The following is a 25418-nucleotide window of genomic DNA, read 5'->3' as shown; positions in this document are numbered from 1 at the left end:
GCTGCGGGACTCACGATATCAAGCTTGCTTCGGCACAGGTTTATGGCGGGAGTCCGGAGCGTGATCAACCAAAACGACAGCACCCCTGAAGGATGAGAGTTCGCGTCCCCATTCATTGCTGCGCCGCCCCCATGCCGCTAAGTTGCCAGTCATTGCCTCAACGCTCCGCGATCTCATGAACCTGTTCGTCTTCGGCTTAGGGTACACCGCCCTCCAGTTTATCCACCATTACGGCCATCGCTTCACGAGTGTCGGCGGGACCGTCCGCTCCGTGGAGAAAGCAAAGGCGCTCGAAGCAGCGGGCATTCGGGCCTGCCGCTTCGATGGGAAGGATTTCAATCCCGCCATTCTCCAGCATCTCGAACAGGCGGAGGCTCTCCTGATCTCCGCAGCGCCGGCGGAAGGGCAAGATCCGACCCTGGAGCAGTTTTCCGAAGCGATTGCCAAGGCCCCTCGCCTGCGCTGGATTGGGTACCTGTCCACAGTCGGGGTCTACGGTGATGCAGGCGGCGCATGGGTCGATGAGGGGACGCCCCCCAATCCGGCAACAACCCGGGCGCGCCAGCGGATTGCCGCTGAGCAACGATGGCTCGAACTCGGCGCGAGCGCTCCGTTTGCGGTGCAGATCTTTCGCCTCGCAGGCATCTATGGCCCCGGCCGGAACGCTCTGGTGAAGGTCGCGGACGGGACCGCCAAGCGCATCGTGAAGCCTGGACAGGTCTTCAACAGGATTCACACCGAGGATATTGCGCAGGTCTTGATGGCTTCCATCGAGCAGCCGAGCCGGAATGCCATCTACAACGTGGCAGACGATGAGCCCGGGCCGCCTCAGGACGTCATTGCCTATGCCGCAGAGCTACTCGGTCGCGAACCGCCACCCGAGATCCCCTTCGAAGAAGCCGATCAGACCCCCATGGCACGCGCCTTCTACGAAGATAACAAGCGCGTCCGCAATACGCGGATCAAGTCGGAACTTGCCGTAAAGCTCCGGTACCCGACGTATCGGGACGGGCTGCTGGGTCTGCTCCAAGCGGGTGAAGCCGGTTCGCTGCGGAAACCTTAAGCACAGCGCGACGGCTCTCCCGGAGCGTAGCCTTAGTGCCGAATGATCCATTGATCATCAAATCAGCAGTATCGACTAACGAACCATCATCGAACCACTTGCAAATTGGTTCGGGATCGGACTAGCCTTGTTGCGTTAATGCTCCCAGGAGCGCAACAAGACATCGCGGCTGCTGATCCAGCAGCAAGATTGGTTCACAGGGAGCTGGATTTCATGTCCAACCCGGATCCTTCAGCAGACAGCTCCAACTTCGCTCTCGTGCGGTTGCGGGCTCTTCTGGACGACAGCTCCTTTGAAGGGGAGCAGCGGCTCCCGGCTGAGCGGGTGCTGGCGGCCCAGATAGGGATCGGACGCCGGGCCCTGCGGCGGGCGCTCGAGGTGCTGGAGGCCGAAGGCCGGATCTGGCGGCATCAGGGCAAGGGAACCTTCGCAGGTCCGCGCCCGGCCCATACGCCGGCCAACCTTGAGGAACTGTCGAAGCGCACGCATCCGCTCGAGGTCATGGACGTGCGCCTGGAGATCGAGCCTGCCCTCGCCCGACTGGCGGCCATGCGCGCCACGAACGGCGACATCGAGCGCCTTCTCCGCCTGGCCGAGAAGACGGCCTCCTCCTCGGATGCCGACGGCCGGGAACTCTGGGACAGCGCCTTGCATCGCACCATCGCAGAGGCGGCGGGCAATTCCCTGCTTCTTGCGATCTTCGACATGGTTGACCGCATTCGCCAGGACACCGCATGGCGGCTCCTACGGGAGCGGGCCCGCTCCGGTGAACGCCAGCAGGCTTATGTCGAGCAGCACCGCCGCGTCATTGCCGCCATCGCTCAGCGTGAGGCTCATGCGGCCGAACACGCTATGCGCGAACATCTCGATCATGTACGCGAAGGCCTTCTCAAGGTCATGACCAGCCCCCTGCCCGCCCGCATGGATGGACAGATTCCGGAAAAACCCGTGACAGCAGACACTAAAAAAGAGATACGCCATGGGACATGAGGCCGTCAGACAGCCGAGTGCAGAGGTTCACCGTGCCGGCAATGCCGCCGTGGCCTCGGAACCGCCGCTTCTCAACGTTCAAGGGCTGTCCATCCGCTTCGATGGTGCCCCGAAGGGCGTAAACGTTGTCGATGACGTCAGCTTCTCGGTGCGCAAGGGCAAGACCCTCTGCATCGTCGGCGAGTCTGGCTGCGGCAAGAGCGTGACGTCGCTGGCCCTCATGGGGCTTCTGCCGACCCCTCCAGCGAGGATCGTGGCGGGCTCAGCCACCTTCGACGGGCAGGAATTGCTGACGCTGACCGAGCGTGAGCGGTCGGATCTACGCGGCGACCGGATGGCAATGATTTTTCAGGAGCCGATGACCTCCCTGAACCCTGCCTTCACCATTGGCGACCAGATCGCCGAGGGCATCGTCCGGCACCGCAAGGTCTCCAAGGCCGAAGCCATGGAGCGGGCGCTCGACATGCTCAGGAAGGTGCGCATCCCCGCACCGGAAAAGCGTTTGCGCGCCTATCCACACGAGATGTCCGGCGGTATGCGCCAGCGCGTGATGATCGCGATGGCACTCGCAAACGATCCGGAGCTCCTGATTGCTGACGAGCCGACCACCGCGCTCGATGTGACGATCCAGGCGCAGATCCTCGCCCTCATCCAGCGCCTGCAGGAGGAGACCGGCACGGCGATGATCCTCATCACGCACGATCTCGGTGTCGTGGCTGAGGTCGCCGATGAGGTGGCCGTGATGTATGCCGGGCATGTGGTCGAAAGCGGACCGGTCGAGGCCATTTTCGAGGATCCACAGCACCCCTACACCATTGGCCTCATGGGCTCAGTTCCGTCGCTCGGCCGCCGTCAGGGGCGCCTCGCGACGATACGCGGCACCGTTCCTCCGGCGGAACTGATGCCTAAGGGCTGCCGCTTCACGCCGCGCTGTCCCTTCTCGGATGCCCGCTGCGGCAATGAGCTCCCGCCCCTCGGCGAGATTCGACCCGGCCACCTTGCCCGGTGCTGGTATGCACCTCTCGAACAAAAGCGTGGAGCAGCCGCATGAGCCTGATGGCACCCACCAACGACGTCATCCTTGAAGGCGTGGACCTCAAGAAGCATTTCGGCAGCGGCGGCCTGCTGTCCTCCCCGGCTGTCGTGCGCGCCGTCGATGGCGTGTCTCTCGACATACGGCGCGGTGAGACATTCGCGATCGTCGGCGAATCCGGCTGCGGCAAGTCCACCCTGGGTCGTCTCCTCCTCCGGCTGATCGAGCCGACCGCCGGGGACGTGCGCTATGAGGGCCGCTCGATCCTGAAGCTCAGCAAGAGCGAGTTGCGCAAGCTGCGTCGCGAACTCCAGATCATCTTCCAGGATCCCTACGCCTCGCTCAATCCGCGCATGAATGTCGGCGACATCATCGCGGAGCCGATCTGGCTGCATGACCTGGCGAGCGGCTCTGCGAAGCGCGACCGCGTTGCGGACCTCATGCGCACGGTCGGCCTCCTCCCCACCCACTCGGATCGCTACCCGCACGAGTTTTCCGGCGGCCAGCGCCAACGTATCGGCATAGCCCGGGCGCTCGCGGGAGATCCGAAGCTGATCGTGGGCGACGAGCCGGTTTCGGCCCTCGACGTTTCGATCCAGGCGCAGATCATCAACCTGCTCGAGGATCTTAAGGATCGCTTCGGTCTCACGCTTGTCATCGTGGCGCATGACCTTGCCGTGATCCGGCACATGAGTGATCGGGTGGCGGTCATGTATCTCGGTGAGATCATGGAGCTGTCGGAGACGGATGCGCTCTTCGACAATCCCCTGCACCCCTACACCCAGGCATTGCTGGCCGCGATCCCGATCCCAAGCCCGGTAAGCCGGCAGCCGAAGGTCCTGCTTCAAGGCGACGTGCCGAGCCCCGCCGCCCCGCCGTCGGGATGCCGCTTTCATACCCGCTGCCCACACGCACAAGCCGTCTGCAAGGAGCAGCACCCTGCTCTTGAGGCTGCTCCTGACGGACGGCGCGTGGCCTGCCATTTCTGGCGCGAAATCCAGGGAGCGGGCGCTGGTTCCATCAGCGCGCCGCCCCCGAGCGCAGCGCTCTCCAAGCGCCTGGCGCTGTACCAAACTTGGCGTGAACGGCAGGATAAGCCCGTCGCGACGAGCCCCTGAAGGAAGACTGATCCAGAGGATCATTGGAGGACGAAGCATATGAAGAAACGACTGCTCCTGGCCATCGCCGCCGGGCTCCTTGTGAGCACCGCGGCCTCCGCTCAGACCCTGCGCATCGGCCTGAACGAAGATCCGGACGTGCTCGATCCCCATCGCGCGCGTACCTTCGTCGGTCGCATCGTGTTCACGTCCCTGTGCAACAAGCTCGTCGACATCACCCCGGACCTGAAGTTCACCCCGGAACTCGCCACCGAGTGGCAGTGGAGCGATGACGGCAAGTCGCTGACCTTCAAGCTGCGTCCCGGCGTGAAGTTCCATGACGGAGAGCCTCTGAATGCCGCCGCCGTGAAGGCCAACATTGACCGCGCCCGCACGCTGCCGGACTCGCTTCGCAAGAGCGAGCTGACGTCCGTCGACAATGTCGAGGCCGTCGACGACCTGACCGTGAAGGTCAATCTCTCCCGCGCCGACGCGACCCTGCTGTCGCAACTCTCCGATCGTGCCGGCATGATCATGTCGCCGAAGGCGCTGGCTTCCGCCGATTTCGGTCAGAAGCCCGTCTGCTCGGGTCCTTACAAGTTCGTCGAGCGCGTGCAGAACGATCGGATCGTCCTCGAGAAGTTCGCCGACCATTGGGACGCCAAGAACTTCAACTTCGAGCGCATCGTGTTCCAGCCTATCCCGGATACGACCGTCCGCTTGGCAAACCTGCGCTCCGGCAATCTCGACCTGCTCGAGCGCCTGGCTCCGAGCGACGTTCCGGCCGTCAAGAGCGACTCGAACCTGGTCTTCGCGCCTGTCTCGGGCATCGGCTACCAGGGCCTCACCATCAACACGAACAACGGCGAGCGCGCCAAGTCCCCGCTCGGCCAGGACAAACGCGTCCGTCAGGCACTTGAGCTCTCCATCGACCGCAACGTGATCAACGAGGTGGTGGGTCAGGGCATCTTCCCGCCGGCAGGACAGCCGTTCCCGCAGGCAAGCCCTTATAATAATCCCAAGTTCGGCCCCACCACCCGCGATGTCGCCAAGGCAAAGCAGCTACTGAAGGAAGCAGGCGTCGACCGGGTGAAGCTTGAACTCACCTTCGGCACCAGCACCACCACACAGCAGATCGCTGAAATCATCCAGGCCATGGCGGCTGAGACCGGCTTCGACATCTCGCTGCGCCCGACCGAGTTCGCGGCGATGCAGAAGGAAGCGCAGGCCGGCAACTTCGATGTCAACGTGATCGGCTGGTCCGGCCGCGTCGACCCCGATGGCAACATCCACCCGTTCGTCTCCTGCAAGGGCGCCCTGAACGACGGGAAGTACTGCAACGAGCAGGTCGACAAGCTCCTGAACGAGGCCCGTATTATCAACGACGAGGCCAAGCGCAAGCAGCTTTACGATCAGGCTCAGGAGATCCTGAAGCAGGATCTGCCGATCATCTACACCTACTACCAGCCCTGGCCCTTCGTTCACACGAAGAAGGTGCAGAATTTCAAGCCTTACCCGGACGGAATGATCCGTCTGAAGGGCGTCAAGTTCGCCTCCTGATCTAACGAACACCGCGTGCCCGGCCTCAGAACCGGGCACGCTCCCTCTACTCTGATGCAGGTTCCTTAGGCTGATGCTGCGCTACATCGGACGACGAATACTCATTGCCATCCCGACGCTCATCATCGTGTCGCTGCTGGTCTTTGCCCTGCAGAAGCTCCTGCCTGGCGATCCGGTTCTCACCATGGCAGGCGAGGAGCGCGATCCGCAGGTGCTGGAGTATCTGCGCCAGAAGTACCGCCTGGATGATCCGATCCCGGTTCAGTACTTCGCCTGGATCGGCTCGGCCCTGACGGGCAATCTGGGGATATCGCTGCGCACGGATATCCCGGTTCTCGACCTGATCATGAGCAAGCTCCCGGTCACCCTCGAGCTCGCCATCATGGCCATGATCGTGGCGCTGGCCATCGGCATCCCCACCGGCATCATCTCGGCGGTCAAGAAGGGAACGGCTGTCGATTACACGGCCAACGTGATCGCATTGTCGGGCCTCTCGATTCCCAATTTCTGGCTCGGCATCATGCTCATCATGCTGATCTCCGTGCGCTGGCAGCTCCTGCCCGCTTCCGGATACGTGCCTCCGACCGAAGATCTCTGGCTCAACATCAAGACCATGATCATGCCCGCCTTCGTGCTCGGCACGGGTCTGGCCGCGAGCCTCATGCGCCATACCCGCAGCGCCATGCTCGGCGTCATGCGCTCCGATTACATCCGCACCGCCCGGGCCAAGGGCTTGCTGTCTCGCAAGGTCATTCTGAAGCATGCCCTGCGCAATGCTCTCGTGCCCATCGTAACCCTGTCGACTCTTCTCTTCGGCGAGTTGCTCGCCGGGGCTGTTCTGACCGAGCAGATCTTCACCATTCCGGGCTTCGGCAAGCTCATCGTCGACGCCGTGTTCAATCGAGATTACGCCGTCGTGCAGGGCGTGGTCCTCTGCACGGCTGTCGGGTTCATCTTCATGAACCTCCTGGCCGACGTCCTCTATGTCCTCGTCAATCCTCGCCTGAGGCATTCATCATGACCGCTACAGCCGTTGTCGCCGACGAGGTCGCCCTGCCGAAGAAACGCAGCCGTGTACTCTCCAAGTTCCTGAAGAACAAGAGCGCTGTGGTTGGCGGCGCCATCGTGTTGTTCTTCATTCTGGCTGCCGTCATCGGACCCTATCTGGCGCCCTATGATCCTATCAAGCCGAGCTTCACGAGCATCCGCAAGCCGCCCTCGGATTTGTTCTGGTTCGGCACCGACGAACTGGGGCGCGACATGTTCTCCCGCATGCTCTGGGGTGCACGTGCCTCCATCATGGCCGGTGTCGTGTCGGTTTTCATCGCCATCGCACTCGGCGTGCCTTTCGGTCTTGTCGCAGGCTACTTCGGCGGCTGGATCGATGCGGCCATTTCCCGCGCGACGGATGCCATGCTGGCCATCCCGTTCCTCATCTTCGCCATCGCGCTCGCGGCGTTCCTGGGCCCGAGCCTCACGAATGCGATGATCGCCATCGGTCTGTCCGCCATGCCGATCTTCATCCGCCTCACCCGCGGGCAGGTGCTGACGGTGAAAGCCGAGGATTATGTGGAGGGTGCGCGAGCCATCGGCCTCCCGGATTTCTGGATCATGGTCCGCTACGTTCTTCCCAACGTGCTGCCGCCGATCCTCGTCCAGGGCACGCTCACCATTGCCACAGCCATCATCGCGGAGGCGAGCCTGTCGTTCCTGGGCTTGGGCCAGCAGCCGCCGAACCCCTCCTGGGGCTCCATGCTCAACACGGCCAAGAACTTCATGGAGCAGGCTCCCTGGATGTCGGTATTCCCGGGCTCCGCAATCTTCCTGATCGTGCTCGGCTTCAACCTTCTCGGCGACGGACTGCGCGACGCGCTCGACCCCCGCGAACAGTAGAAACTCGAAATATCGGATAGAACCTCATGTTTACGACACGGCCCGAAATCCTCGGCACCTTCGGCATCGTCACATCGACCCACTGGCTCGCTTCGGCTGCCGGCATGGCGATGCTGGAGAAAGGCGGCAACGCCTTTGATGCCTGCGTCGCCTCCGCCTTCGTTCTCCAGGTGGTCGAGCCGCATCTGGTTGGTCCGTCCGGCGAAGTTCCGGCCGTGTTCTACTCGGCCAAAACGAAGAAGGTCGAGGTGCTCTGCGGCCAGGGCACGGCTCCAGGCGGCGCTTCCATCGAGCACTACAAGCGTGAGGGCCTCAAGCTCATCCCCGGCAACGGCATGCTCGCCACCGTCGTGCCTGGCGCATTCGATGCCTGGATGCTCCTGCTGCGCGATCACGGACTTCTCTCGCTCCGGGAAGTGCTGGAGCCAGCCATCTACTATGCCGAGCAGGGACATCCGCTGTTGCCCCGCGTGGCTGATACCATCAAGGGTCTGAAGGAGTTCTTCGAGACGGAGTGGCCAACCTCCGCCGCGGTCTATCTGCCTGGTGGCGAGGTCCCTAAAGCTCGTCAGCTCTTCCGCAACCCGCAACTCGCCGATACCTGGAAACGCATTATCCGCGAGGCGGAAGCCAAGGGGAGTGACCGTGAGGCGCAGATCGAGGGGGCACGCAATGCCTTCTACAAAGGTTTCGTGGCCGAGGCCATCGACGCATTCGTGCGCAAGACGGAGGTGATGGACCAGAGCGGATCGCGCCATCGCGGCGTGCTCACCGCCGACGACATGGCGAAGTGGCAGGCGTCCTACGACGCTCCGCAGACCTATGACTACCATAACTACCGGGTCAACAAGATCAGGCCTTGGGGCCAGGGTCCTGTGTTCCTGCAGACACTGGCGCTGCTGAAGGGCTTTGATCTTGCTGCCATGGGCCCCACCAGCGGCGAGTTCGTTCACACGGTGGTCGAAGCCATGAAGCTCGCATTTGCGGACCGTGAGGCCTATTACGGCGATCCCGATTTCATCGACGTGCCGATCCAGACGCTGCTGTCGGACGCCTATAATGACGAGCGCCGCAAGCTGATCACCGACAAGGCCTCCCTCGAACTCCGCCCCGGCCGCGTCGAGGGCTACGAGGCCCAGGTCGAGCGTACCCTGAAGGCGCTGCGCGAACTCTCCACCACGGACAAGAAGGTTTCGGGCGGCGAGCCGACTCTGGCTTCCATGCGCTCAGCCCGGCGCGGCGACACGGTTCATATCGACGTCGTCGACCGCTTTGGCAACATGATCGCCGCCATGCCTTCCGGCGGCTGGCTCCAATCCTCTCCGGTCGTTCCGGAACTCGGCTTCATGCTCAACTCCCGGGCCCAGATGTTCTGGCTGGAAGAGAACCTGCCCGCGAGCCTCGCGCCGGGCAAGCGGCCGCGCACCACGCTCACACCGACCCTCGCGGAGAAGGACGGCGAGCCCTACATGGTGTTCGGCTCCCCCGGCGGCGACCAACAGGAGCAGTGGCAGATGCTCCTCTTCCTGCGCCACGCCCACCACGGGCTGAACCTGCAGGAATCTATCGATCTGCCGATGTCGCACACGGCGCACTTCCCCTCCTCGTTCTACCCGCGCGAGCAGAAGCCCGGCCACTTGATGGCGGAGGAGACCTACGGGGCTGAGGTTCTCGATGATCTGCGCGCCCGCGGGCACGAGGTCGAGGTTGCGCCGGCTTGGACGGTCGGACGCCTTGTGGCTGCCAGCCGCGACAAGGACGGACTGCTCCATGGCGCCGCCACCCCGCGCCTCATGCAGGCTTACGCAGTCGGACGCTGAGGAGCCCAGATCATGACTTGGTCGATCATCGCAAAGGATCCCGAGACCGGCTCATTCGGGGTTGCCGTCACCACCAAGTTCTTCGCCGTGGGAGCACTCTGCCCCCATGGCACGGCGAAGATCGGCGCACTTGCCACGCAGGCCCTCGTCAATCCACTTTACGGAACCGACGGCATGAGATTCCTGGCCGAGGGACGGAGCGCCGAGGAGATCGTGACGGTTCTCACTGCACAGGATCCTGGACGGGAATCCCGCCAGCTCCACGTAATCGACCGGGACGGCAGGACCGCGGCGCATACAGGCCGGGACTGCGTCGACTGGTGTGGGCACCTCACGGATGAGGGCGTGTCGGTGGCCGGCAATATGCTGGCTGGCCCGACAGTGGTCCAGGCCACCCTCGACACTTACAAGGAGCGCATGGACCTACCGTTTGCCGACCGGCTTCTGACCGCACTCGATGCGGGACAAGCCGAGGGCGGCGACAAACGCGGCAAGCAATCAGCTGCGCTCAAGGTCTGGCGCGATGAGCCTTACCCCATGCTGGATCTTCGCGTCGACGACCACGCTGAACCGCTGGACGAGTTGCGCCGCCTGTATGGTGTGGCCCACGAGCGTTTCCTGGCCTTCATGGACGCCATGGCAACCCGCTCCAACCCTGGCGGAGTCACGGATCGTGCCTGGATCGACCAGAGAGCGAGCGAGTATCAGGCGCGGCTTGCCGGAAGCGCGTCTTAGAGCGGCTTCTGCAGCACTCTCACTTGCCGTAGGGTCCAAAAGATCCTACGGCCGTTCTGCTTTGTAAGGTGACCTTCCGATGTTCGGCATACCTCTCTTCGACCTCGCCTGGCTCGTGGTTGCGCTCCTGGCGGCTGGCGCCATCACCGGTCTGCTGGCGGGCGTGTTCGGCGTCGGCGGCGGTGCCGTTGCAGTGCCGATCCTTTACGAACTGTTCCGGATCCTAGAAGTGCCGGAGGACGTGCGCATGCCACTCTGCGTCGGCACGTCGCTGGCGATTATCATTCCGACCTCAATCCGCTCCTTCAATGCCCATCGGGCTAAGGGCGCCGTCGACATGACGATCCTTCGCATCTGGGCCGTGCCTGTGGTGCTCGGCGTTGTGATCGGAAGCGTCATCGCCCGCTATGCCCCTGCCGACCTGTTCAAGGCGGTGTTCGTGGTAGTGGCGGGCATATCGGCCATCCGCCTGCTCTTCGGCAAGGATACCTGGCGCTTCGGGCTCGACATGCCGGCAAAGCTCATCATGATCGCCTATGGCTGGCTCATCGGCATTCTCTCGGCGCTCATGGGCATTGGTGGCGGCCAGCTCTCCAACCTGTTCATGACCTTCTACAACCGTCCGATCCATCAGGCAGTGGCTACCTCGTCAGGGCTCGGCATTCTCATCTCGATCCCTGGCGCCCTCGGCTATATCTACGCAGGGTGGCCGCACATGGCTGACTATCCCGACGTAGTCGCCTTTCAGCTGCCCTTGGCTCTCGGCTATGTCTCGCTTCTCGGTTTCGTGCTGTTCATCCCCACCAGCACCTGGATGGCGCCCGTGGGGGCGCGTCTGGCTCATCGCCTCTCGAAGCGTCGGCTCGAAGTGGCTTTCGGCATCTTCCTGCTCCTTGTCTGCGCCCGCTTCGCCGCTAGCCTCCTCACTTGAGCCATGAAAGATCTCCAATCTGCAACGCCAGAAAGGAGATGGCGCGATGACTGAAGCAACGGCAGGACCCCTGCATGCCTTCCTTTCTGGCGTGGGGCGGGACGGTCGCGGGCGCCTGGCTGCCGATGTGCTCGGCTTTCCCGATAAGAATCTGGAAGCCGTTCACGACTACATTCAGTGGCTGTTCCCGCTCCCGACCCGCAGCGCAGCACAGCCGCACTCTCCTATTCTCACACCAGCCGAAATCGCAGCAATCAGAGCCGATCCGCGCGCTGTCGACACCCTCAAGGCGGCGACTGGGCGTATGCTGTGCTTCTATCGGGACACGCGCTGGTGGCTGAGCTCGCACGACCACAATCACCTGCGGATCACGCGAATTCTACACAGCCTTCGGCTGCTCGTAGGGCCCGGCGAGGCGAGGGCTTTTCACAAGGCGATCCTCGCTCTGCACGCGGCGGCCGGAGCCCCCGTCAATCCCCGCAGCCTGCATTATTGGGCTGAGGCCGCAGGCGGCGTGGGCTCTTGAGCGGCCACGTTACTCAGGAAGCATACTTGTTGTGCAGATAGGTAAGGTAAGGCGCCGGGTCGAGACGGCGGCCCGTTTCCCGCTCCAGCAGCTCGTCGCGCATGAAGCGGCGCCCATGCTGCCAGATTCTGGTGCGAAGCTCCTCGGACAGAACACTGTAGTCGCCCGCTTCGATGGAAGAATCGACAGATGGGTTCTGCCTGCGCAGGGTCTCCATCACCTGCGCACCCATGACGTTGCCGATGGTGTAGGTCGGGAACGAGCCGATATAGCCGGTCGACCAGTGGACATCCTGCAGCACGCCGTTGGCGTCGTTCGGAACGGTCAGGTCGAGATCACGCTTGATCGCTGCGTTCCAGGCACCGGGAAGGTCGGAGACCGGAAGCGAGCCGTCCATCAGCGCGCATTCGATGTCGACGCGCAGCATGATATGGAAATCGTAAGTGAGTTCATCCGCCTCGACCCGGATGAAGCCGGGCTCGACTCGCGTGACGGCGCGATAGAACTCCTCGGCACTCACGTCGCCGAGTTGATCGGGGAAATGCCGCTGCAGGTCAGGGAAGTGCCGCTCCCAGAACGTGCGGCTGCGGACGATGTGGTTCTCCCAGAGGCGCGACTGGGATTCGTGGGCGCCGAAGCTGGTGCCGCCGACTGCGTAAAGCCCCACAAGATCCGTCGCCAGGGTCGTGCGGGTATAGGCCGGGTCGACGCCCTGCTCGTAGAGCCCGTGGCCGACCTCGTGAGCCGTGCCGAACATTGATGCAGGAAGATAGTTGCGGTTGTAGCGGGTGGTGATCCGCACGTCGTTGCGAGTGAACGAAACCTCGAAGGGATGTACGGTGGTATCGAGACGTCCGCGCTGGAGATCATAACCGAGCTTCTCCGCGAGGCTCAGGCCGAAAGCCCGCTGCCCCTCATCCGGAAAATCGCGGAACAGGAAATCCGATCGCGGCCGCGGCCGTGAGCGGGCGGCGGCGAGGATCGGCAACAATCCGTCCCGCAGCTTCGAGAACAGTCCCTTGAGGCTCGCTGCGGTTTCGCCGGGCTCGTAGATCGACACCATGGCATCATAGGGATGCTCGGACCAGCCGATGCAATCGGCATAGGCACGGGAGAGCTCGACGGTCTTTGCCAGATGAGGCTCATAGATCGAGAACTCGCTCTTAGACCGCGCCTCGATCCAGGCCGACTGCGCCACGGTGCGTAGGGACGCCCGTTCCTGGATCAGGGATGCCGGCACGCTGCGGTGATGCTCAACGGCGTGCCGCGTCTGCTCGACCATGCGCCGCTCGGCCGCGTCCGCCGGCACTCCTTCGAGAGCCCGCTCGGCCTCGTTGAGAGCCCTTTCCGTCTCGGATGCGAGAAGAAGATCGCGGGCGACGCGGGTCAAGGTCGCGATCTGATGGCCACGGGTTTCCGCGCCGCCCGCAGGCATCATGGTGCGGGAGTCCCATGTGAGCAGGGAGGTTGCGTTCAGCACGTCGTTGACGGCGGCAATGCGCTCCTGGAGCGCTGCGAAGGAGGCTTGCTGGGTCATTGTCGATCTCTGATCTTATTCAGTGCCGCCGGTGTTGAGATGGCAGGCGGAGAAGCGGCCGGGCCCGATGGCCGCCAGCGGCGGGGCCTCGCGCTTGCAGCGTGGGCCGGCGAAGGGGCAGCGGGGGTGGAAGTGGCATCCGCTCGGCGGATTGAGCGGAGATGGAATTTCGCCCGCGATGGGGCGGAAATTCTTTCGGCCCACGCCCACACGAGGAACGCTCTCGAACAGCGCTCGGGTATAGGGGTGATTGGGATTGGCGTAGAGCTCGCTGGTGGGCGCCAGCTCGACGATGCGCCCGAGATACATGATCGCGACACGGTCGGACACGTGGCGCACCACGCCGAGATCGTGGCTGATAAAGATACCTGTCAGGTCGAGATCCCGGCGCAGATCCATGAACAGGTTGAGCACCTGTGCCTGGATCGACACGTCGAGCGAGGCCACGGGCTCGTCGAGCACGAGGAGATCCGGCTTCATGGCGAGCGCACGCGCAATCGCGATGCGCTGCCTCTGCCCGCCGGAGAACTGGTGCGGGAAACGGCGGCGGTAGCTCGGGTCAAGACCGACGCGGCCGAGCATGTCGGCCACGTAGGAATCGGCCTCTCGCGACTTGACGATCTTGTGCGCGACCGGACCCTCGGCCACCGTATCGCCGATGCGGATGCGCGGGTTGAGGCTGGCAAACGGATCCTGATGGATCATCTGAACGCGTGTCGTCAGCTTCTGCGTGCGCCGCCCCTGCTCCTTAGCAACGGGAGCGTTGCCGAACAGAATCTTGCCGTCGCTCGGCGTATAGATCCCGGCAATCATGCGCCCCAAAGTCGACTTTCCGCAGCCGGACTCGCCGACGAGGCCCACGACCTCGCCCTTGCCGACGCTGAGGCTGACATCCGTCACGGCACGGACGACCTCGGTGGTTCGGCCGGCGCCGAGGAGGCCTGCGATCCGCTCCCCGAGATTGGGGTGCTTTACGAAGCGCTTCGATACGTGGTCGATGTCAAGGAGAGCGGCTGGCATGAAACGGGCTCGATCGGGTAATGGCAGAGGGCGGTGCGTCCGTCCTCGAAATGCTGGACAGGCGGAGTGGTGGTGCAGGCAGGCCCTGCTTTGGCGCAGCGAGGCGCGAAGGCGCAGCCTTGCGGGAGATTGGCAAGGGACGGAGTCGAGCCGGGAACCTGCGGCAGCTTCGTGCCGGGCTCGTGCTCGGCCGGCACGGAGGCCAAGAGCCCTGCCGTGTAAGGATGACGCGGCGACGCGATGACGTCGGCGGCAGGACCGCTTTCGACTACACGTCCCGCATACATGACGCAGATATCGTCTGCGAGGCTCGACACAACGGCGAGATCGTGTGTCACCCACACGAAAGCTGTGCCCGTCTCATCGGCGAGACGTCGCACCTCCGCGAGAATCTGGCCCTGGATGGAAACGTCAAGCGCTGTGGTAGGCTCATCGGCGATGATGACCGCCGGGCTGTGCAGAAGCGCCGTCGCAATGGCTACACGCTGACGCATGCCGCCGGAGAGCTGATGCGGATAGGCCTCGAGACGCTCCTCAGGACTCGGAATGCCGACCTTGGCGAGCGCATCACGTGCCTTCAAACGAGCAGCCTTGCGGGAGACCTTTGCGTGCGCCCGCACTGCAGCGATCATCTGCGTCCCGATCTTTAGAACCGGGTTCAGCGTCATCATCGGGTCTTGGAAGACCATGGCGATCTGGGCGCCGCGGACCTGACGCATGGCATCGCCCTTGAGGCGGGTGATATCCTTGCCATTGAGAAGGATTTCGCCGCCTGCGACTTTGCCAGGTGCTTCGATCAGACCCAGGATCGAGTAACCCGTCACGCTCTTGCCCGAGCCGGACTCGCCCACGAGCCCAAGGATGCGGCCGCGGGCTACCTCGAAGCTGACGCCATCGACTGCCCTCAGAACGCCAGCTCGTGTCTGGAACTGTGTCTGCAGATTGTTGACGCGAAGAACGGCATCGCTCATCGGCTGTTCCTCGGGTTCAGAATGCTGCGAACTTGGTCGCCCACGAGATTGATGGCAACGACCGTCAACATCAGGGCGATGCCCGGGTAGATCGAGATCCAGTAGCGGCCGGACAGCAGGAACTGGAAGCCGTTGGAGATCAGTGAGCCAAGCGACGGCTGGGTGATTGGAAGGCCGAGGCCGAGGAAGGACAGCGTCGCTTCGAGCGCAATGGAATTTGCCACCTGCACCGTCGCCACGACAATCAGAGGCGGCAGCGCGTTGGGAAGGAGGTGTCGGAACAGAACATGGCGCGCTGGAAGCGGTGTCGAAAGCGCGGCCTCGATATAGTCCTTGCGCCGCTCGGCACTCGCCGCGCCATGGGTAGTGCGGGCGAAGTAAGCGTATTGCGCGGCGACCAGCGCGGCAACGAGCTGCATGAGCCCCTGCCCAAGCATTGCAACGAGAACCAGTGCCAAAAGGATCGCCGGCAGGGAGAGCTGCAGGTCGATGACGCGCATGATCAGCGCCTCGACGCGGCCGCCGTAATAAGCAGCGATGAGGCCGACCGTGGTGCCAAGGACCAACGCCAGGGTGCCGGCCATGACGCCGACGATCAGGCTCGTGCGCAGTCCGTAGAGGATCGCGGAAAAGATGTCGCGCCCGGCAGCATCGGTGCCGAGCCAATGGACATAGCCGCCTGATCCCACCTCACCGGGCTCAAGTCGCGCATCGAAGAGGTCGAGCGCCTCCTGATTATAGGGGTCCTGAGGCGCCACGAAAGGGGCGAGGACGGCCATGAGCACCACGACCACCACGACGATCAACGCGGCTACAGCGACGGGACTCTGCCGATAGTCCGACCAGAAGCTGGAAAAACGAGTCCAGGTCGTCTCGGCAGGCAGAGTAAGTGCGGGAGAGCTAGTCATGAGGCGGCCTTTACGCGAATGCGCGGATCGAGTTGGCCGTAGATGAGGTCGACCACGAGATTGATCATGACGAAGAGGAACACCACAAGGATGAGATAGGCGACCATTACAGGACGGTCGAGCACGGTGATGGAATCGATGATCAGCTTGCCCATGCCAGGCCAGTTGAACACCGTTTCCGTCACCACCGCGAAGGCAAGGGTCGAGCCGAGTTCAAGGCCAAAGACCGTCACGATCGGGATCGAGATGTTCTTCAGCACATGCAAGCCCACGACTTTGCCTTCGGAGAGGCCCTGGGCGCGGGCGAAGCGCACGTAGTCTGAGCTCATCACCTCGACGGTGCCGGCTCGCGTCAGGCGAATGAGGAGACCGAGCTTGAACAAGGCAAGATTCAACGCTGGCAGGAGGATGTGGCTCCACCCTTCAAGCGAGGTAATCGACAGGTTCATGCCGAGCACTTCCGTCGTCGGCCCACGCCCTCCGGAGGGCAGCCATCCCAGTTCGACGGCGAAGACCATGATGAGTAGCAGCCCGACCCAGAAGCTGGGCACGCTGAAGCCGAGAACCGAGAAGCCCATGATCGCCTTGGCGGATAGCGAGTCCGGCTTGTATCCGGCCCACAGGCCGAGCGGAATTCCAAGGCAGGTGGCAATCAGCATCGCCGTCAGCGCGAGCTCCAGTGTTGCCGGCAAGCGCGACAGGATCAGGCTCAGCACGGGGAGGCGGTAGATGAACGACTCGCCCAGATCTCCGTGAAGCATGTTGTTCATGAAGACGAAGTACTGTTCGACCAACGGACGGTCGAAGCCGTAGCGCTGGATCAGCGCCTCGCGAAGCGCTTGGTCGGAGGCCGGATCGATCATCACGTCGATCGGGTTGCCGATAGCATAGACGCCCAGGAACACGATGATCGACATGGCGATCACGACCATGAGTGCCTGCAGAACGCGTTGAATGAGAAAACCGATCATGCTGTCCCGTGAGTGGACTTCAATCTGGGTGCCAGGCGACCACCACCCGGCATTCCACGAATGTCACCAATGAAAAAGCCGGAGGGAAAGCTCTTTCCCTCCGGAAGAAACCAGCCGGATGGCTCCGGCTGATGGTGTCGGGATCAGCTCTTCGGCTTGATCTCGTAGGCCAGGGTTTCCTGGTCAACCCGCGGCGGGATGGTCAGCATGCCCTTCTTGGCAGCCCAGACCGTCTGGATCTGCACGGTCGGGATCAGCGCGCGGTCGTTCATGGAGACCTCTGTAACCTTCTCGAACAGGGCGCGCCGCTTGGTGTCATCCATCGTGCGTGAGCCTTCCTGCAGCAGCTTGTCCACCTCCGGGTTGGAGTAGCCCTGCTTGTTGAAGGCGCCGAGGCCAACCTGCGGGTCTGCCGTGTGAACGAGCGAGCCATAGGTGTAGCTCGCCTCGCCGGTCAGCGTGCCCCAGCCGCTCATCCAGAGCGAGAACTCGCCCTTCTGCTGAGCCGGGAAGAACACAGTGCCGTTAAGGGCATTGGCATTCACCTTCAGGCCTGCACGAGCCCACATCTGCGAGAGAGCCTCGCACACCGCCGCATCGCCCGGAAGACGGTTGTTGGTGCAGTGGAAGTCGATCTCGAAGCCCTTGGGATAGCCCGCATCGGCCAGAAGCTGCTTCGCCTTCGCCAGATCGTAGGGCTTCTCCGGCAGGTTCTTGTTGCCACCAAAGAAGGTAGCGGGCATCAGCTGGTTGGCCGGACGGCCCAGGCCCTCGAGCACGACCCGCACGAGCGTCTTGCGGTCGATGGCGAGATCCATGGCTTCGCGAACCTTGGGATCGCGCAGCGGGTTGGCATCGATCTCCTTGCCGTCGACCTTGACCTTCTTGGGCAGGGTCTCCTTCACGTTCGGCGTGAGATTCAGGAAGTAGACCGAGTCGGCCACGAAGGTGTCGACCGACTTGTCCTTCTGCATCGCGGCATAGTCGGTGGCCGGCACGTAGTTGACGAGGTCCACCTGGCCGGATTTCATCGCCGCCATGCGGGCCGGATCGCTCGGGATCTCCTTGCGGACGACCTTCTGCCAAGGCTGCTTGCCGCCCCAGTAATTCTCGTTCCGCTCGAGGACGAGGTCGCCCTTGGGCTCCCAGGAGACGAACTTGTACGGGCCGGTGCCGATGGCAGCCTTGCCGGAGTTGAACTGCTCGTTACGAGCTTCCATGCCGACATTCTTCGAAACGACGAAGAGGCGGATGAAATCGTTCGGCAGAGTCGGAGCCGGGGCCTTCGTCTTCACGTGCAGGGTGTACTTGTCGGCGACTTTCGTCTCCGCCACCTGCTTCGTGTAGATCGTCATGCTCATCGGGCCGGTCACGACCGGAATGCGGTCGATCGAGAACTTCACGTCCTCGGCTGTGAGCTCGGATCCGTCGTGGAATTTTACACCCTCACGGATCTTGAACTCCCAGGTCGTATCGTCGATCGGCTTCCACGAGGTCGCAAGACCTGGCTTCAGACCGAGATTGTCGTCCGACATGACAACGGTATCGAAGATATGGCGCAGAGCCTCCGCCTGGCTGCCCAGGGTCGACCAATGCGGATCGATAGAGTCCGGACCGGCACGCAGACCCATGGTGAGAGTTTGCGCCGATACCCCGCCGCTGAGCACGGTACCAAGGACGAGAGCTGCTGCGAGTGTTCCGCCCAGCTTGAAGTTTTGTTTCAATTCACTTCCCCTCTTGCTAAGACCCTGGCTTTTCGTCCAAGGTGTTCTTATCGATTAGAACGGTAGGTCACCCGAACAAGAAAAGTCAACAGCACCTTGCCCAAACTCCAATCAGCACCTGACGCTTATGAAGGCATCCGTTATAGTGAAACGGAACAGAGCCCTGATGAGCGGATTCTTGCCAGCTTGGCGGGAGCGCTTGATCGCACTCTCCCTGTGCCGCTTGGCACGCAGCTGCGTGGACTGATCGAATTCGGGATTGCTCTGGGCGAATTGCCGACCGGCCAGCGCCTGCCCTCCGTGCGTGAGTTGGCGGAGCGGGCTGGGATCGCGCATATGACCGTCGCCACGGTCTACAGGGAGTTGCGCGAGTCCGGCCTCATCGAGGCAAAGCCAGGAGCCGGCACCTATGTAGGCGATGGGCATAACAGCGACGGTCTGCGCTCCCTTGCCATTCGGAAAATCCAGCGTCGGGTTGAAATGCTCTTCAATGAGGCGGAACAACTGGGACTTGCTCCATCGGTTGTGTCGTCGCTCGTGAATGCCCGCGCCGCGCGCGGCCCCACGCCGACGCGCCCGCTGCGTCTCGTCATGGTCGGCAACTTCATCGAGACAACCCAGCAATACGCCAACCGCATTCAGGACCATCTCGGCTCTGAAGACACTATCGCCGTCACGACGGTGGACGCCCTTCATGCAGGAGAGGCCTTTCCCCTGCCCTGTGACATCTGCGTGACGCTGGCGCATCGTCGCGGCGAAGTCGAACACCTCGTACCAACCGGCATCCCGGTCGTCGGGCTGAGCTTCATCCCTGCCGAGGAGACGCGAGCCCAGCTCGCGATGCTCGATCCCATGGCACGGGTTGGCCTCGTGTCGATCTTCCCCGAATTTGCCGCTTTGATGAAGCCCGGCGTTCTGCGCTTTGCGCCTCACGTATCGGCGGTGGACGTCCGGCTGATCACGGCCCCCGATCTTGCGACCTTTCTCACCCAGGTCGACGTGGCGATCTACGCCAGTGGCGCCGAATCGGCAGTGAGAAAGCTCCTACCGCCCGGTCGGCAGGCCCTGGAATTCCGTTATGTGCCGGACCCGCATGCAATCCGCGCCACGCTGCTGCCCGTGATCGAGCGTCTGCGCTCGTCGATCGTGTTTCAAGAGGAAGTGCCTTCATGAAAATCAGTGAGATGAACTGGCTTCAGGTGGAAGAATACCTGAAGACGGATGATCGCGCCGTCGTACCGCTGGGCTGCACGGAGCAGCACGCCTATCTAAGCCTTTCGGTTGACAGCATCCTAGCCGAGCGTGTGGCCTCTGAAGCCGCTGCACCGACGGGCGTTCCGGTCTTCCCGGTTCAGGCCTACGGCATCACCCCTTATTTCATGGCTTATCCCGGCACGGTCTCGCTGAAGGCCGACACTTACCTGCGGATCATCACGGATATTCTCGATTCCCTGAAACGCACCGGCTTTCGCCGCATCCTCTTCGTCAACGGGCATGGTGGCAATACGCCGGGCCATACAGCAGCTATCGAATGGATGGGCGAGAATCCCGAGTGCCGTGTGAAATTCCACAACTGGTGGAATGCTCCCCGCACCTTCGAGAAGGTGAAGGAGATCGACCCAGTCGCCTCGCATGCCTCCTGGATGGAGAACTTCCCCTGGACACGCCTGCCCGGCATCGAGCAGCCGTCTCATCAGAAGCCCATGGTCGACTTGGAGCGCATGCGGACCTTCGGCCCTGAGGGCGTGCGCGAGATCCTGCAGGATGGCAATTTCGGCGGATACTTCCAGCGGTCCGACGAGGACATGAACGCCATCTGGTCGGTGGCCATCGACGAGACCCGCGCGTTGATCGAGAACTGGTGATGAACGAGAACACGATCCTGATCTGGGGCGCCGGCGCTATCGGCGGCACGCTCGGCGCCTATTTCGCCCGCGCGGGCGAAGATGTGCTTCTCGTCGACCTCGTCGAGCCACATGTGGAGGCGATGAAGCGCGACGGCCTATTCATCGAAGGTCCTGTGGAAACCTTCCGCCAGCCCGTGCAGGCCGCGGTGCCCGCCGAGGTGACGGGGCAATTCAAACGCATCATTCTCGCGGTCAAGGCGCACCATACCCGTGATGCCGTGCGCGCCTTGAAGCCCCATCTGGCGGAAGACGGCACCGTGCTCTCCGCCCAGAACGGGTTGAACGAAATCATCATCGCCGAAGAGATCGGCGCCGAGCGCACGGTCGGATGCTTCGTCAATTTCGGCGCCGACTGGCTGGAGCCTGGGCGTATTCTTTTCGGCAACCGCGCGGCCGTTGCGGTTGGCGGGCTAGACGGACAGGCGACGGACATAGTGCGCGACTATCACCGCCTGCTCTCAATCTTCGAGCCCAGGGCGGTGCTCACCGACAACATCTGGGGCTACCTCTGGGGTAAGCTCGGTTACGGCTCCCTGCTCTTCGCGACTGCGCTGACGAATGCCTCCATGTCGGAAAACCTGGCTTCGGAGTGCCACTTCCCGGTCTATCACCTTCTTGGTCAGGAAGTGATGGCGGTGGCGAAAGTCCGCGGCGTAAAGCCTCTGGGCTTCAATGGTTTTGATCCCGACGCCTTCATGCCCGGCTCGGACGAGGCCGCCGCGAGGCGCTCCGTTGCCGACATGGCCGAATTCAATCGTCACACGGCGAAGACCCATTCCGGCATCTGGCGCGATCTGGCCGTGCGCAAGCGCAAGACCGAGGTTGACGCACAAATCGCCATCATTGGCACCCTCGGCCAGGAGGCGGGCATCCCCACGCCGGCCATCAACAAGCTTGTTGCGCTGATCCACGACATCGAGGACGGCCGCCGAGAACAATCCTGGTCCACGCTCGACGAGATGCTCAACCTATGAAACTCGACTTTACCAACCGCCGTGTTGCTGTCACCGGGGCGGCACAGGGCATCGGGCGCAGCATCGTCCAGTCTCTTGCAGCTGAGGGCGCTCATGTATGGGCCCTCGATCTTGATGAAGCCGGCCTGCGTGTAGCCACCGAAGCTGGAGCCAACGCAACCCGAACCCTCGACCTCGCGGATCGCGCTGCCGTCACGGGTGTCTTCGCCGATATGGCGGAGGCGCTTGGGGGCATCGATATCCTCGTCAACTGCGCCGGAGGCGTCCGGGGCCAGGTGGCGAGGCCCATCGAGGAGGTGAGCGAGCAGGATTGGCTCGTTCTGTTCGAGGCTAATGTGCATGGCGCATTCTGGTGCTCGCAGGCAGCGGCTCCTCACATGAAGCGTGGACAATTTGGGCGCATCGTCAACATCTCGTCCGGCGCCGGACTGCGTCCGAGCCTTACTGGCATTCAGGCCTACACCGCCTCCAAGCACGCGCTCGTCGGTCTGACCAAGCAGCTGAGCTTCGAACTTGGCCCGTTCGGGATCACCGTGAACAGCGTGGCGCCCGGCTTCGTGCTGTCGAACCCTGCCACGCAGCGTCAATGGGAGAGCTACGGCCAGGAGGGGCAGGCGCGCTTGGTGGAAAGCATCCACACCCGCCGCCTTGGGTATCCGCAGGACATTGCCAACGCAGTGATGTTTCTCGCGTCCGATGCGGCTGCCTGGATCTCGGGGCAGATCATCTCCGTGGATGGCGGGCGATCCTGAACCGCCACCGAACCTCAGATGACGTCAGACAAGGAATTGTGAGCACCATGGACGATATGAGCAGCCAGCCCTGGACATGGGATGAGCAGACCTGGCGCGACAAGGTAGACCATGTGCGCGCCGGGCGCTCGTTGAAGCCTGCTCGATGGAAAAACGGTGCCCGCTGCGCCGTCGCCTTCTCGTTCGATTCCGACCATGAGACGAACGAGCTGCGCGATGGCGGTAAGTCCATCGGCCGCATGTCGCAGGGCCAGTACGGCAACCGCCAAGGCGTGCCGCGTATTCTGAATGCTCTTGCCAGATACGATGCCAAGGCGACATTCTTCGTCCCGGCCGTCGCTGCCCTGCTGTATGAAGACGAGCAGCGGCGCGTCGTGGCGGAGGGTCACGAGATCGGCATCCATGGTTGGATCCACGAGCTCAACAGCCAGCTGCCGTACGAGATCGAACGGGACCTGATGTTCCGCGCGACGGACACCCTGGAGCGGATCACGGGCGTGCGCCCGGTCGGCCTGCGCACTCCTTCCTGGGATTTCAGCCCGAGCACGTTGCGGATCGAGCGCGAGCTCGGGCTCCTGTATGATTCTTCTCTGATGGCCGACGATGACCCTTACGAGCTGCTGGAACAGGGAGAGCCGACAGGCATCGTGGAACTGCCCGTGGAGTGGATCCGCGACGACGCGGTCTATTTCAACATGCACCGCTTCAACGGCCTTCGCCCGCATACCCCGCCGACCGCCGTCTACGACATCTTCTTCCGCGAGTTCGAGCGGGCCTATGAAGAAGGTGGCCTGTTCCTTCTGACCATGCACCCGCACGTGACCGGTTACCGCTCCCGCATCTGGATCCTGGAAAAGCTTCTGGAGGAAGTCACACGACGGTCGGACGTATGGGTAACAACCCATGCGGAGATCGCAGCTTTCGTGAAGGAGCAGGGCCTCTGATGGAGCGTCCTGCTCATGCCCGCGATGTCGGCCTCGCCTGCGGCGCTCTGCCGACGGGTGAGATGAACAGCATCACAGATGTGCCGGGTGTTCGTGTCGGTCACCGCACCCTCGTGGATGGGGAGATCCGCACCGGAGTGACAGCCATCATCCCCCATGCCGGAAACCTCTATCGCGAGAAGCCGATGGCGGCCGTTCACGTGCTCAACGGCTTCGGAAAGAGCGCCGGCTTGGTGCAGGTGGAGGAGCTGGGCACGATCGAGACCCCGATCCTTCTGACCAACACCCTCTCGGTCGGCACCTGCTGCACAGCGCTGGTGCGTCACGCAATTGAACACAACCCAGACATCGGTCGGGAGACCGCCACGGTGAATCCCCTCGTGTTCGAATGCAACGACGGCTATCTCAACGACATCCAGGCGCTCGCTGTTACCGAGGAGGATGCACGCATCGCTCTGGCGAACGCCTCCTCCCACTTTGATGTCGGCTCGGTGGGTGCCGGCTGCGGCATGAGCACCTTCGGCTTCAAAGGTGGCATCGGCACCTCGTCCCGGCGCCTCGACCTCGAAGGCCATAGCTATCACCTGGGCATTCTCGTCCTGTCCAATTTTGGGCGGGCCGGCGATCTGCGCCTCCCTGACGGCAGGGTCATCGCTCCACCTCAAATAGCGACCGACGGGCGGGCCACGGAGAAGGGCTCGATCATCATCATTGCAGCCACTGATGTTCCAATGAACGATCGACAGCTCAAGCGCGTCATCCGCCGCTCCGGTGTCGGACTCGCGCGCCTCGGATCCTTTTGGGGCCACGGCAGCGGTGACATTGCGCTAGGTTTCACAACGGCCAATGTTCTCTCACACGACGAGAGGACGGCGCTGATCGGCATCCGCATCCTGAACGAGAACCGCATCGATCTGCTCTTCGAGGCCATGGCCGATGCCACGCAGGAGGCCGTTCTCGATGCGCTCGTCGCCGCCGGCTCCATGACCGGCCGCTCCGGACACCATCGACCCGCCCTGACCGACGCTCTTTAACTCTTTTCAGAGGACGCCCGACCTCATGACCAGCAACAGCATATCCGGCAACGACTTCGCCCTGGCCGTTCATGGCGGTGCGGGAACGATTCTGCGCAGCAAGATGACGCCCGAGCGGGAGGCGGCCTACCACGCTGGCCTGCGCCGTGCCCTCGCAGCAGGCCGTGTCATTCTCGCCGACGGCGGCAGCGCGCTCGATGCAGCGACCGCCGCCGTAATGGCTCTCGAAGACGAGCCGCTTTTCAACGCCGGACGAGGTGCGGTCTATACCTCGGCCGGCAAGCAGGAAATGGATGCAGCCGTCATGGACGGGCGCGACCGCTCTGCCGGTGCAGTTGCCGGAATCTGCGGCCCACGCAATCCGGTTCTCGCCGCCCGGGCCGTGATGGAGCATTCCGGCCACGTGCTGCTCATCGGTGAAAGCGCCATGGAGTTCTGTCGCCGGCAGGGCTTGGCTTTCGAGGAGACCTCCTACTTCTACACCGAGCAGCGCTGGCAGGCCCTGCAGGAGACGCTCGCCATGCGCCAGAGCGGCGCGGACGACCAGGACGAGTCGCGCAAGCACGGCACGGTCGGGGCAGTGGCCCGCGACCAGCATGGCAATCTCGCAGCTGCCACCTCCACGGGCGGCATGACGGCGAAATCCCCTGGGCGGGTGGGCGACAGCCCCGTCATCGGCGCCGGAACCTGGGCGGACAACGAAACCTGCGCCGTGTCGGCGACCGGCCATGGAGAGATATTCATTCGCTACGCAGCCGCGCACGAGATCGCCTCCCGCATGCGCTATGCCGGCCAGAGCTTGGACCAGGCATCGCGTGCCGTCGTCATCGACATGCTCGCTCCGGCAGGCGGCTCGGGCGGCATCATTGCCGTGGATCGCGCCGGGAATGTGTCCCTGCCCTTCAACTGCTCCGGCATGTACCGCGGCATCGTCAGACAGGATAGCAGGCTCCTCACGGGGATCTACGACGAGCCCCTCGTCGAATTCCAAGAAGCTTAGCCCTCCTGAAAATCGAGAGGAAGGAGCC

The 25418-nt window shown here is 63.0% G+C and carries 24 protein-coding genes; 18 read left to right on the top strand and 6 right to left on the bottom strand.

Annotated features, from left to right (window positions below):
- Positions 1–175 precede the first annotated feature (175 nt).
- The 11 genes from MA07_RS16465 (at position 176) to MA07_RS27905 (ending at position 11648) form a co-directional block, all read left to right on the top strand.
- The gene (locus tag MA07_RS16465; protein WP_036353612.1) at positions 176–1063 is read left to right on the top strand and encodes an SDR family oxidoreductase; all 888 of its coding nucleotides are present in this window, start codon (positions 176–178) and stop codon (positions 1061–1063) included.
- A gap of 213 nt (positions 1064–1276) precedes the next feature.
- Positions 1277–2053: an FCD domain-containing protein gene (locus MA07_RS16460; RefSeq protein ID WP_036353185.1), complete on the top strand. Its 777-nt coding sequence runs from the start codon at positions 1277–1279 to the stop codon at positions 2051–2053.
- Positions 2043–3104, top strand: a complete 1062-nt coding sequence (locus MA07_RS16455; protein WP_081929006.1) for an ABC transporter ATP-binding protein — start codon at positions 2043–2045, stop codon at positions 3102–3104. The genes MA07_RS16460 and MA07_RS16455 overlap by 11 nt, the downstream gene beginning before the upstream one ends.
- The gene (locus MA07_RS16450; RefSeq protein WP_052003237.1) at positions 3101–4204 is read left to right on the top strand and encodes a dipeptide ABC transporter ATP-binding protein; all 1104 of its coding nucleotides are present in this window, start codon (positions 3101–3103) and stop codon (positions 4202–4204) included. The genes MA07_RS16455 and MA07_RS16450 overlap by 4 nt, the downstream gene beginning before the upstream one ends.
- A gap of 39 nt (positions 4205–4243) precedes the next feature.
- Positions 4244–5743, top strand: a complete 1500-nt coding sequence (locus tag MA07_RS16445; protein ID WP_036353182.1) for an ABC transporter substrate-binding protein — start codon at positions 4244–4246, stop codon at positions 5741–5743.
- 73 nt (positions 5744–5816) lie between these two features.
- Entirely contained in the window at positions 5817–6764 is a 948-nt protein-coding gene (locus tag MA07_RS16440) for an ABC transporter permease (protein ID WP_036353179.1), read from the top strand.
- On the top strand, positions 6761–7636 hold the full coding sequence (locus tag MA07_RS16435) for an ABC transporter permease (protein WP_036353176.1): 876 nt from the start codon (positions 6761–6763) through the stop codon (positions 7634–7636). The genes MA07_RS16440 and MA07_RS16435 overlap by 4 nt, the downstream gene beginning before the upstream one ends.
- 26 nt (positions 7637–7662) lie before the next feature.
- Entirely contained in the window at positions 7663–9456 is a 1794-nt protein-coding gene (locus MA07_RS16430) for a gamma-glutamyltransferase family protein (protein WP_036353173.1), read from the top strand.
- Between the two features lie 12 nt (positions 9457–9468).
- Positions 9469–10191: a DUF1028 domain-containing protein gene (locus MA07_RS16425; RefSeq protein WP_036353172.1), complete on the top strand. Its 723-nt coding sequence runs from the start codon at positions 9469–9471 to the stop codon at positions 10189–10191.
- Between the two features lie 79 nt (positions 10192–10270).
- Positions 10271–11122, top strand: a complete 852-nt coding sequence (locus MA07_RS16420; protein WP_036353169.1) for a sulfite exporter TauE/SafE family protein — start codon at positions 10271–10273, stop codon at positions 11120–11122.
- Between the two features lie 46 nt (positions 11123–11168).
- Complete coding sequence (locus MA07_RS27905) at positions 11169–11648, top strand: opioid growth factor receptor-related protein (RefSeq protein WP_052003236.1); 480 nt, start codon at positions 11169–11171, stop codon at positions 11646–11648.
- A gap of 13 nt (positions 11649–11661) precedes the next feature.
- Here MA07_RS27905 and MA07_RS16410 read toward each other — a convergent pair whose 3' ends face one another.
- The 6 genes from MA07_RS16410 to MA07_RS16385 form a co-directional block, all read right to left on the bottom strand.
- Positions 11662–13185, bottom strand: a complete 1524-nt coding sequence (locus tag MA07_RS16410) for a carboxypeptidase M32 (protein ID WP_036353167.1) — start codon at positions 13183–13185, stop codon at positions 11662–11664.
- Positions 13186–13200: 15 nt separating this feature from the next.
- Positions 13201–14205, bottom strand: a complete 1005-nt coding sequence (locus MA07_RS16405; RefSeq protein WP_036353165.1) for an ABC transporter ATP-binding protein — start codon at positions 14203–14205, stop codon at positions 13201–13203.
- Positions 14157–15176 carry an ABC transporter ATP-binding protein gene (locus MA07_RS16400; RefSeq protein WP_036353600.1) on the bottom strand — a complete coding sequence of 340 codons (1020 nt, stop codon included), beginning with the start codon at positions 15174–15176 and terminating at the stop codon, positions 14157–14159. The genes MA07_RS16405 and MA07_RS16400 overlap by 49 nt, the downstream gene beginning before the upstream one ends.
- On the bottom strand, positions 15173–16084 hold the full coding sequence (locus MA07_RS16395; protein WP_036353163.1) for an ABC transporter permease: 912 nt from the start codon (positions 16082–16084) through the stop codon (positions 15173–15175). Before MA07_RS16395 ends, MA07_RS16400 begins: the two co-directional genes overlap by 4 nt.
- A complete protein-coding gene (locus MA07_RS16390; RefSeq protein WP_036353161.1) occupies positions 16081–17055 on the bottom strand; it encodes an ABC transporter permease in 975 nt (324 codons plus the stop codon). The genes MA07_RS16395 and MA07_RS16390 overlap by 4 nt, the downstream gene beginning before the upstream one ends.
- Before the next feature lie 143 nt (positions 17056–17198).
- A complete protein-coding gene (locus MA07_RS16385) occupies positions 17199–18779 on the bottom strand; it encodes an ABC transporter substrate-binding protein (RefSeq protein WP_052003235.1) in 1581 nt (526 codons plus the stop codon).
- Positions 18780–18965: 186 nt separating this feature from the next.
- Here MA07_RS16385 and MA07_RS16380 point away from each other — a divergent pair, with 186 nt between their 5' ends.
- Genes MA07_RS16380 through MA07_RS16350 form a run of 7 tightly spaced genes read left to right on the top strand, consistent with a single transcriptional unit; the run spans position 18966 to position 25390 of the window.
- Entirely contained in the window at positions 18966–19952 is a 987-nt protein-coding gene (locus MA07_RS16380) for a GntR family transcriptional regulator (RefSeq protein WP_036353159.1), read from the top strand.
- On the top strand, positions 19949–20644 hold the full coding sequence (locus MA07_RS16375) for a creatininase family protein (RefSeq protein ID WP_036353157.1): 696 nt from the start codon (positions 19949–19951) through the stop codon (positions 20642–20644). Before MA07_RS16380 ends, MA07_RS16375 begins: the two co-directional genes overlap by 4 nt.
- Positions 20644–21660: a 2-dehydropantoate 2-reductase N-terminal domain-containing protein gene (locus tag MA07_RS16370; protein WP_036353154.1), complete on the top strand. Its 1017-nt coding sequence runs from the start codon at positions 20644–20646 to the stop codon at positions 21658–21660. Before MA07_RS16375 ends, MA07_RS16370 begins: the two co-directional genes overlap by 1 nt.
- Complete coding sequence (locus tag MA07_RS16365; protein WP_036353151.1) at positions 21657–22412, top strand: SDR family NAD(P)-dependent oxidoreductase; 756 nt, start codon at positions 21657–21659, stop codon at positions 22410–22412. The genes MA07_RS16370 and MA07_RS16365 overlap by 4 nt, the downstream gene beginning before the upstream one ends.
- Before the next feature lie 47 nt (positions 22413–22459).
- Positions 22460–23356, top strand: coding sequence for a polysaccharide deacetylase (locus MA07_RS16360; RefSeq protein WP_036353147.1), 897 nt, complete (start codon positions 22460–22462; stop codon positions 23354–23356).
- A complete protein-coding gene (locus MA07_RS16355) occupies positions 23356–24390 on the top strand; it encodes a P1 family peptidase (RefSeq protein ID WP_036353144.1) in 1035 nt (344 codons plus the stop codon). Before MA07_RS16360 ends, MA07_RS16355 begins: the two co-directional genes overlap by 1 nt.
- Positions 24391–24415: 25 nt before the next feature.
- Entirely contained in the window at positions 24416–25390 is a 975-nt protein-coding gene (locus tag MA07_RS16350; RefSeq protein WP_052003234.1) for an isoaspartyl peptidase/L-asparaginase, read from the top strand.
- Positions 25391–25418: the final 28 nt, after the last annotated feature.

The organism is Microvirga sp. BSC39 (genome assembly GCF_000739015.1).
GTDB lineage: Bacteria > Pseudomonadota > Alphaproteobacteria > Rhizobiales > Beijerinckiaceae > Microvirga.
Note: the sequence above shows the minus strand (reverse complement) of the source record. Positions and strands in the feature narration are given on the sequence as shown.

Coding starts and splice junctions, on each gene's coding strand:
- MA07_RS16450 (WP_052003237.1), top strand. CDS start 3,101: ATGAGCCTGATGGCACCCACCAACGACGTCATCCTTGAAGGCGTGGAC.
- MA07_RS16360 (WP_036353147.1), top strand. CDS start 22,460: ATGGACGATATGAGCAGCCAGCCCTGGACATGGGATGAGCAGACCTGG.
- MA07_RS16430 (WP_036353173.1), top strand. CDS start 7,663: ATGTTTACGACACGGCCCGAAATCCTCGGCACCTTCGGCATCGTCACA.
- MA07_RS16440 (WP_036353179.1), top strand. CDS start 5,817: ATGCTGCGCTACATCGGACGACGAATACTCATTGCCATCCCGACGCTC.
- MA07_RS16405 (WP_036353165.1), bottom strand. CDS start 14,205: ATGCCAGCCGCTCTCCTTGACATCGACCACGTATCGAAGCGCTTCGTA.
- MA07_RS16400 (WP_036353600.1), bottom strand. CDS start 15,176: ATGAGCGATGCCGTTCTTCGCGTCAACAATCTGCAGACACAGTTCCAG.
- MA07_RS16410 (WP_036353167.1), bottom strand. CDS start 13,185: ATGACCCAGCAAGCCTCCTTCGCAGCGCTCCAGGAGCGCATTGCCGCC.
- MA07_RS16420 (WP_036353169.1), top strand. CDS start 10,271: ATGTTCGGCATACCTCTCTTCGACCTCGCCTGGCTCGTGGTTGCGCTC.
- MA07_RS16445 (WP_036353182.1), top strand. CDS start 4,244: ATGAAGAAACGACTGCTCCTGGCCATCGCCGCCGGGCTCCTTGTGAGC.
- MA07_RS27905 (WP_052003236.1), top strand. CDS start 11,169: ATGACTGAAGCAACGGCAGGACCCCTGCATGCCTTCCTTTCTGGCGTG.
- MA07_RS16350 (WP_052003234.1), top strand. CDS start 24,416: ATGACCAGCAACAGCATATCCGGCAACGACTTCGCCCTGGCCGTTCAT.
- MA07_RS16375 (WP_036353157.1), top strand. CDS start 19,949: ATGAAAATCAGTGAGATGAACTGGCTTCAGGTGGAAGAATACCTGAAG.
- MA07_RS16465 (WP_036353612.1), top strand. CDS start 176: ATGAACCTGTTCGTCTTCGGCTTAGGGTACACCGCCCTCCAGTTTATC.
- MA07_RS16395 (WP_036353163.1), bottom strand. CDS start 16,084: ATGACTAGCTCTCCCGCACTTACTCTGCCTGCCGAGACGACCTGGACT.
- MA07_RS16365 (WP_036353151.1), top strand. CDS start 21,657: ATGAAACTCGACTTTACCAACCGCCGTGTTGCTGTCACCGGGGCGGCA.
- MA07_RS16455 (WP_081929006.1), top strand. CDS start 2,043: ATGGGACATGAGGCCGTCAGACAGCCGAGTGCAGAGGTTCACCGTGCC.
- MA07_RS16355 (WP_036353144.1), top strand. CDS start 23,356: ATGGAGCGTCCTGCTCATGCCCGCGATGTCGGCCTCGCCTGCGGCGCT.
- MA07_RS16390 (WP_036353161.1), bottom strand. CDS start 17,055: ATGATCGGTTTTCTCATTCAACGCGTTCTGCAGGCACTCATGGTCGTG.
- MA07_RS16370 (WP_036353154.1), top strand. CDS start 20,644: ATGAACGAGAACACGATCCTGATCTGGGGCGCCGGCGCTATCGGCGGC.
- MA07_RS16425 (WP_036353172.1), top strand. CDS start 9,469: ATGACTTGGTCGATCATCGCAAAGGATCCCGAGACCGGCTCATTCGGG.
- MA07_RS16460 (WP_036353185.1), top strand. CDS start 1,277: ATGTCCAACCCGGATCCTTCAGCAGACAGCTCCAACTTCGCTCTCGTG.
- MA07_RS16435 (WP_036353176.1), top strand. CDS start 6,761: ATGACCGCTACAGCCGTTGTCGCCGACGAGGTCGCCCTGCCGAAGAAA.